General features: G+C 69.5%; 8 protein-coding genes and 1 pseudogene. 3 read left to right on the top strand and 6 right to left on the bottom strand.

Annotated features, from left to right (window positions below; genetic code table 11):
• The 3 genes and pseudogenes from ASD25_RS31040 to ASD25_RS18090 all read left to right on the top strand — a co-directional run.
• Window positions 1-658 (top strand): annotated as a pseudogene (locus tag ASD25_RS31040) (RNA helicase); the annotation flags it as partial.
• Between the two features lie 109 nt (window positions 659-767).
• A complete protein-coding gene (locus ASD25_RS18095; RefSeq protein WP_055829248.1) occupies window positions 768-1,823 on the top strand; it encodes a diguanylate cyclase in 1,056 nt (351 codons plus the stop codon).
• 38 nt (window positions 1,824-1,861) lie between these two features.
• The gene (locus tag ASD25_RS18090) at window positions 1,862-2,650 is read left to right on the top strand and encodes a 1-acyl-sn-glycerol-3-phosphate acyltransferase (protein WP_055829245.1); all 789 of its coding nucleotides are present in this window, start codon (window positions 1,862-1,864) and stop codon (window positions 2,648-2,650) included.
• Here the strand turns inward: ASD25_RS18090 and ASD25_RS18085 are convergent.
• From ASD25_RS18085 to ASD25_RS18060, 6 genes are read right to left on the bottom strand one after another with little or no spacing between them, the layout of a single operon-like run.
• Complete coding sequence (locus ASD25_RS18085; protein ID WP_055829242.1) at window positions 2,640-3,008, bottom strand: TfoX/Sxy family protein; 369 nt, start codon at window positions 3,006-3,008, stop codon at window positions 2,640-2,642. The genes ASD25_RS18090 and ASD25_RS18085 overlap by 11 nt on opposite strands.
• A 3-nt stretch (window positions 3,009-3,011) precedes the next feature.
• Window positions 3,012-3,818 carry a MetQ/NlpA family ABC transporter substrate-binding protein gene (locus tag ASD25_RS18080; protein WP_055829239.1) on the bottom strand — a complete coding sequence of 269 codons (807 nt, stop codon included), beginning with the start codon at window positions 3,816-3,818 and terminating at the stop codon, window positions 3,012-3,014.
• Between the two features lie 23 nt (window positions 3,819-3,841).
• On the bottom strand, window positions 3,842-4,507 hold the full coding sequence (locus tag ASD25_RS18075; RefSeq protein ID WP_055829237.1) for a methionine ABC transporter permease: 666 nt from the start codon (window positions 4,505-4,507) through the stop codon (window positions 3,842-3,844).
• The gene (locus tag ASD25_RS18070) at window positions 4,507-5,496 is read right to left on the bottom strand and encodes a methionine ABC transporter ATP-binding protein (RefSeq protein ID WP_055829234.1); all 990 of its coding nucleotides are present in this window, start codon (window positions 5,494-5,496) and stop codon (window positions 4,507-4,509) included. The genes ASD25_RS18075 and ASD25_RS18070 overlap by 1 nt, the downstream gene beginning before the upstream one ends.
• The gene (locus tag ASD25_RS18065) at window positions 5,496-5,888 is read right to left on the bottom strand and encodes an iron-sulfur cluster assembly accessory protein (RefSeq protein WP_055829753.1); all 393 of its coding nucleotides are present in this window, start codon (window positions 5,886-5,888) and stop codon (window positions 5,496-5,498) included. The genes ASD25_RS18070 and ASD25_RS18065 overlap by 1 nt, the downstream gene beginning before the upstream one ends.
• 11 nt (window positions 5,889-5,899) lie before the next feature.
• Window positions 5,900-6,295, bottom strand: coding sequence for an SUF system Fe-S cluster assembly protein (locus ASD25_RS18060; RefSeq protein ID WP_055829231.1), 396 nt, complete (start codon window positions 6,293-6,295; stop codon window positions 5,900-5,902).
• Window positions 6,296-6,408 lie beyond the last annotated feature (113 nt).

Below are 6,408 nucleotides of genomic sequence, written 5' to 3'. Positions count from 1 at the left end.
GTCGCACCACGCCGACGACTACGTCCACCGCATCGGCCGCACSGGCCGCGCGGGCAAGCTGGGYCAGACCTTCATGATCGTGACGCCGGCGGATGACCGCTCGCTCGACAAGGTCCTGAAGCTGATCAAGATGGACCCSSARGAACTGGTKCTGGACGGCCTCGACTTCGCCCCCGGCAAGGCCCCGCCAGCGGCCCGTGATGGCGACCGCGCCGAAAAGCCCGCCCGTGGCCGCGGCCGCGGGGCTCGCGGCGAGCCGAGGGCGGACGCCGCTCCCGTCGTCCAGGCCGAACCGTCCACTCCGGTTGAAGCCGTCGCGGCGGTCGAGGCTGCCGTCGAACCCGCCGCCGAATCCGCTGCGCCCGCGCCGGCCGCCCGTCGCTCGCGCAGCCGCCGCAGCGCCAGACCGGCGGCTTCGGCTGTCGAGACCGCCGCCGCTGCGCCCGAGCGCAAACCCACCGAAAACGCGCCCGTCGCCGCCGCCGCTCCGACGCCGGCAAGCCCGGCGGCGGACCGTCCGGTGCAGGAAACCCACCTGCGTCAGTCCGACCGTCGCGGCGACCGCGCCGACGCTCAGCCGGAACGCTCGAACGGCCGTCCGTTCGGCGAGGGCGACGTGCCCGCCTTCCTGCGCCGGCCCGTCTCGATCAAGGCCTGACGCCTCGTCCGGGCCCGGACCGGGCGGCGGTTTAACCCGACGTTACGAACCCCCGGCCTAGCTTCACGGCGCAGGATCGCCGCGGGGGCTTGAGTCTGGGGAATCGCGAATGACGGCCAAGGTCGAAACCACCCTGCGCAGTCCGCAAGCCTACGGGCTGGCGCGCAAGGTCGTCGACGCGATGGAAGCCGCCCGCGTCTGGCCCACGCCGCTGAATTTCGAACTCTGGACCCACGCGCTCGGCGAACCCGAGAGCGTCCTCGCCGTGGAAATCCAGCGCATGACCGCGGCGGGCGAGCCCTTCACCGAGGCCGTCACCGAGGGTCTGGCGGCGGAACACCTGCCCCGCGGCCGCCTGACCGAGCAGATCCGCGACGCCGGCCTGGTGCTGGACCGCGAACTGTCCAGCGTCTCCAGCGTCATCGCCGAGGCGCACCGGTCCCAGGCCGCCTATGGCCAGACCCTGGACCAGGCCGCCACCAGCATCGAGGCCGCCGCTGACGGGGACGGCCTCCAGACCATCGTCTCCGGCCTGACGAGCGCCACTCGCCAGGCCCAGCATGAGACCGAGTCGCTCGAGAAGAAGCTGGAGGTCTCCACCCAGGAGATCATCCGCCTGCGCCACCACCTGGAATTGGTGCGCCGCGACGCCATGACCGACGCCCTGACCGATCTGGCCAACCGCAAGGCCTTCGACGAGCAGCTGGCCGCCGCCTGCGATCACGCCGAGACCGAGGGCGCCGCCCTGACCCTGGCCGTGATCGACATCGATCACTTCAAGCGTTTCAACGACACCTGGGGCCACCAGACCGGCGACCAGGTCCTGCGCTATGTCGCCAGCGTCCTGGCCCGCGTCGCCGCCAATCCCCGGTTCGCCGCCCGCTACGGCGGCGAGGAGTTCGCCCTCATCTTCCCCTATGAGAGCGTGGCCATGGTCGAGGTCGCTCTGGAGAGGATGCGCACCGAGATCGCCTCGCGGGCGCTGCGCCGCCGCTCCACGAACGACGACCTGGGCGCCGTGACCGTGTCGGCCGGGTTCGCGGTCCGGCGGCGGGGCGAAACCGCCTCGGCCTTCCTCGAGCGCGCCGACGCCGCCCTCTATGCGTCCAAGCGCGGCGGCCGCAACCGGGTCTCCTCCGCCGAACGCCCGCCCAGGGCCGCCTGAGCCCTTCCTCCCCGGGCAATTCGCGCCATAGTCGCCGGATGCGCAGTCTCGCCTTCAACATCGCCTACTGGCTCCTGTCGATCGTCTACGCCTCGGCCGCGGCCTTCGCCGCCCTGGCCCCCGGTCGCGGCGCCACCAGCTGGATCATCCGCCGCTATGTGAAGCGCATGGTCCAGGCCATGCGGCTGCTGGCCGGCATCCGCCTGCAGGTGCGCGGCCGCGAGCGTCTTCCGACGGGGGCCTTCATCATCGCCTCCAAGCACCAGAGTTGGGGCGACGGCTTCGCGACCTACGACCAGTTCGACGACCTCGCCTTCGTCACCGGCGACCATCTGGAGAAATTCCCCCTGCTGGGCACGGTGCTGCGCAAGCTGGGGGCCATCGTCGTCAACAACTGCGGCGGCCGCGAAGCCCGCGAGGCGCTGAAGCACCGCTCGGCCGACGCCCACGCCGCGGGCCGCAGGATATTGATCTATCCCGAGGGCAATCTGGCGAAGGTGGGAGAGAAGTTCCGCTACCGATCGGGCGTCTGGCACATGTACCGCGACTTCGACATGCCGGTCGTTCCCCTGGCCACCAACCTCGGCCTGTTCTGGCCGCAGGAGCAATTCCGCAAGACCCCGGGGACGGCGACGCTGGAGTTCCTCGAGCCCATCCCGACGGGATTGGACAAGGACGACTTCCTCGCCCGGCTTGAAGCCGCCGTCGAAGGCAGGACCGCGGAACTGATCGCCGAGGCGACCGGCCGGCCCGCTGCGCCGGCGGTCCAGGTGCCCGCGCCCGATGAGGTGGCCAGGGCGGCGAAGCTGGCGGCGGCTACGACTTAGGTTTGGGCTTGCGCGGCTTCCTGGCCGCAGCCTTCCGCAGGGCGGCGTCGATCGATTGCCGGGCCCAGTCGACGGCCTCGTCCGCATCGTCCAGCGCGCTCTCCGGCAGCGACCAGTAGGCCATCGCCATCCGCTTCCCGTCCTTGGTCGGATAGGTGAACTGCCGAGCCCCCGCGGCCTCGAGAAGCGGCGCATTGACCTCATCGGCCTTCAGCCAGACGATTCCGTCGTCCAGCAGGGCGAAGATCAGGGCGTGGGAATAGACGGCGGCTCCGCCGAACATCCGCTTGATCTCGATCGGGCCCAAGCCGGCGAAATGCTCGCGCACCCACTCGCCAAAGTCCGGATCATAGGCCATCCGTCAGGCCGCCGGGATGACCGCGCCGTCGTATCGGGCGGCGATGAAGTCCTTGACGGCCTGGCTGCGCAGCATGGCCGCCAGCGCCGCGATGCGCGGATCGGTCCGGTTGTCGGGCCGCGCCACCAGATAGTTCACATAGGGGCTGTCCGCGCCCTCCAGGGCCAGGGCGTCCGTCTTCGGCTTGAGCCCTGCGTCCAGCGCGTAGTTGGTGTTGATCACCGCCATGTCGACCTGGTCCAGCACGCGCGGCAGGGTCGCCGATTCCAGCTCGCGGAAGCGCAGATTGCGGGGGTTGTCGGCGATGTCGCGCAGGGTCTGCAGCGGGTTGGCCGGGTCCTTGAGCCGGATCAGACCCGCCTTCTGCAGCAGGATCAGCGAGCGCCCGATCGAGGAGGCGTCGTTCGGCACCGCCACCTCGGCCCCGTTCGGCAACTGGTCCAGAGACCGGAAGCGGCGCGAATAGGCGCCCAGCGGCTCGACGTGCACGCCGGCGACGGTCACCAGATCGGCCCCGCGCGAGGCGTTGAACTCGTCCAGGTAGGGCTTGGTCTGGAAATAGTTCACGTCCAGCCGGCGCTCCATCAGCTGGGTGTTGGGCTGGACGTAGTCATTGAACACCTTGATCTCGATCTGCAGTCCTTCGGCGGCCAGCAGCGGCTTGATGTGCTCCAGGATCTCCGCGTGCGGCACGGCCGTGGCGCCGACGATCAGCGGCGCATCGGCGTCCGCCTTCTTCGGGCCCCCCTGCCCGCAGGCGGCGAGCACCAGCGAGGCGGCGGCGAGGGACAGGAGCGAGCGGCGGATCATGGGCGGGCCTTTCGGGGGAGCGATCAGCGGTGGGAAACGGAGGCGACCAGTCGGTCGCCCAGCATCTGGAGAAGCTGCACCAGCAGCAGCAGAAGGACGACGGTGACCACCATGACATCGGTCTGGAACCGCTGGTAGCCGAAGCGGATGGCCAGGTCCCCCAGCCCGCCCGCGCCGACGACGCCGGCCATGGCGGTGTAGGACACCAGGGCGATGGCGGTCACGGTCGCCCCGGCGAGGATGCCGGGCATGGCCTCTGGCAGCAGGGCGCGGGTCACGATCTGCCAGGTCGTGCCGCCCATGGCCTGGGTCGCCTCGACCACCCCCTTGTCGACCTCGCGCAGGGCCGTCTCGACCAGGCGCGCATAGAAGGGCGCGGCGCCCACGACCAGCGGCGGAATGGCGCCGGCCACGCCCAGCGACGTCCCGACCAGCAGCACCGTCACCGGCAGCATGACGATCAGCAGGATGATGAAGGGCACCGAGCGCAGGATGTTGACGATCAGCGACAGCACGGCGTTCAGCACCGGATTGGCCGCCAGCCGCCCCTTGCCCGACAGGTAGAGCAGAACCCCCAGAGGGATGCCGAACAGCACGGTCAGGGCCATCGAGCCGCCGAGCATCAGCAGGGTGTCGCGCGTCGCCCGGGCGATCTCGGGCCAGTCGATGTTGGCGAAGAAGGCTTCCATCAGGCGGCCTCCACCCGAACGCCACGTGCGGTCAGCTGGGCCACTGCGGCCTCCGCATCGCCGCCCGTGAAGGCCACGACAAGCTGGCCGTAGGGCTCGCCGCGGATACGGCTGATCCGTCCCGACAGGATCGAATAGTCCACGCCCACCGACCGCGCGACGCGGCTCAGTTCGGGCTCATAGGTCGAGCCGCCCCGGAAGGTCAGCTTGGCCAGCCGTCCGCCCGGCGGCACGTCGGCGGTCTCGAACCCGTCCTCGCCCTCGGCCAGCATTGCGCGGGTCGCGGCGTGCTGCGGATGCAGGAAGACGTCGGCCGTCGCCCCCTCCTCCACCACCCGCCCGTCCTTCAGCACGGCCACCCGGTCGCAGACGCGGCGCACCACCTCCATCTGGTGGGTGATGAGCACAATGGTCAGGCCGAGCTCCCGATTCAGCTGATCCAGCAGGGTCAGGATTTCGTCCGTCGTCTCGGGATCCAGCGCGCTGGTCGCCTCGTCGCACAGCAGCACGCCCGGCTCGCAGGCCAAGGCCCTGGCAATGCCGACCCGCTGCTTCTGCCCGCCCGACAACTGCGCGGGATGTTTCCGCGCGTGCTCTGACAGGCCCAGCTGCTCCAGCAGATCGACCACGCGCCGGTCAACCTCGGCCGCCGGCCGGCCCTCAAGCTGAAGTGGGAAGGCCACGTTCTCCGCGATCGTCTTCGCGTTCAACAGGTTGAAATGCTGGAAAATCATCCCGATCCGCCGCCGCGCCGCGCGCAGCTCGGCCGGGTTCAGGGCGGTCATCTCCCGTCCGTCCACCGTCACCCGCCCGGCGTCGGGGCGTTCCAGCAGGTTGATGGTGCGAATCAATGTTGATTTTCCGGCGCCCGACCGCCCGACCACGCCGAACACCTGCCCCGGCGCGACCGTCAGATCGACCGCGTCCAGCGCCACGCGCTCGCCCGCCGCGCTCCGGAAGCGCTTCGTAACCCCTTCAAGCCGGATCATCAGTCGGCTTCCGGCGCCTTGGCGGGAATTATGGTGACGCTCTCGCCACAGCCGCACGCATCCGTCTGGTTCGGGTTCCTGAACACGAATTTCGAGGCTAGTTTCGTGGTCTCGTAGTCGATCTCCGACCCGATCAGGAACAGGATCGCCTTGGTGTCCACGATGATGGTCGCACCCTTGTCGGTCACAACCTCGTCCAGCGGGCCGATCTCGTCAGCCAAGGCGAAGGTATATTCCTGGCCCGCGCATCCGGCATTCTTCAGACCGACGCGCAGCGCCTTGTGCCCGCCAGCCTCTGTCAGCGCGCGCACCCGCTCGGCCGCCGCGTCGGTCAGGGTGACGACAGCGGGGCGCGGACGGCGGGGACGGGTCGTGGTCTGAAGCTCGGTCATCGATCGGTCCATCAGAACATGTTCAGGGCCAGCTTGGCCTCGTCGCTCATCTTCGAGGCGTCCCACGGGGGATCGAACGTCAGCTCGGCGCGCGCCGACCGCACGCCCTCGACCTTCTTCACCGCCTCCTCGACCCAGATCGGCATCTCCCCCGCCACCGGGCAGCCCGGGGCTGTCAGGGTCATCTCGACCAGCACGTCGCGGTCGTCAGACAGGTCGACCTTGTAGATCAGCCCCAGCTCATAGATGTCGACCGGGATTTCCGGRTCGAACACCGACTTCAGYGCCTCGATGATGTCGTCCGTCATCCGGTCGATCTCGCCCTGGGCCAAGGCGCTCTTCTGCGGCGCGTCCCAGGCTTCGGCGAAGGCCGCGCTGTCAGAAATCGGGGTCGTCGGGTCGCTCATGCGAAGAACTCWCGGGCCTTGATCAGGGCGTCGGCGAAGGCGTCGRCGTCCTCTGTCGTATTATATAGGGCGAAGCTGGCCCGAAATAGGGCGAAGCTGGCCCGAANGTCGGG

This window comes from Brevundimonas sp. Root1423 (assembly GCF_001426805.1).
This window is presented reverse-complemented; position numbering and strand designations above follow the sequence as displayed.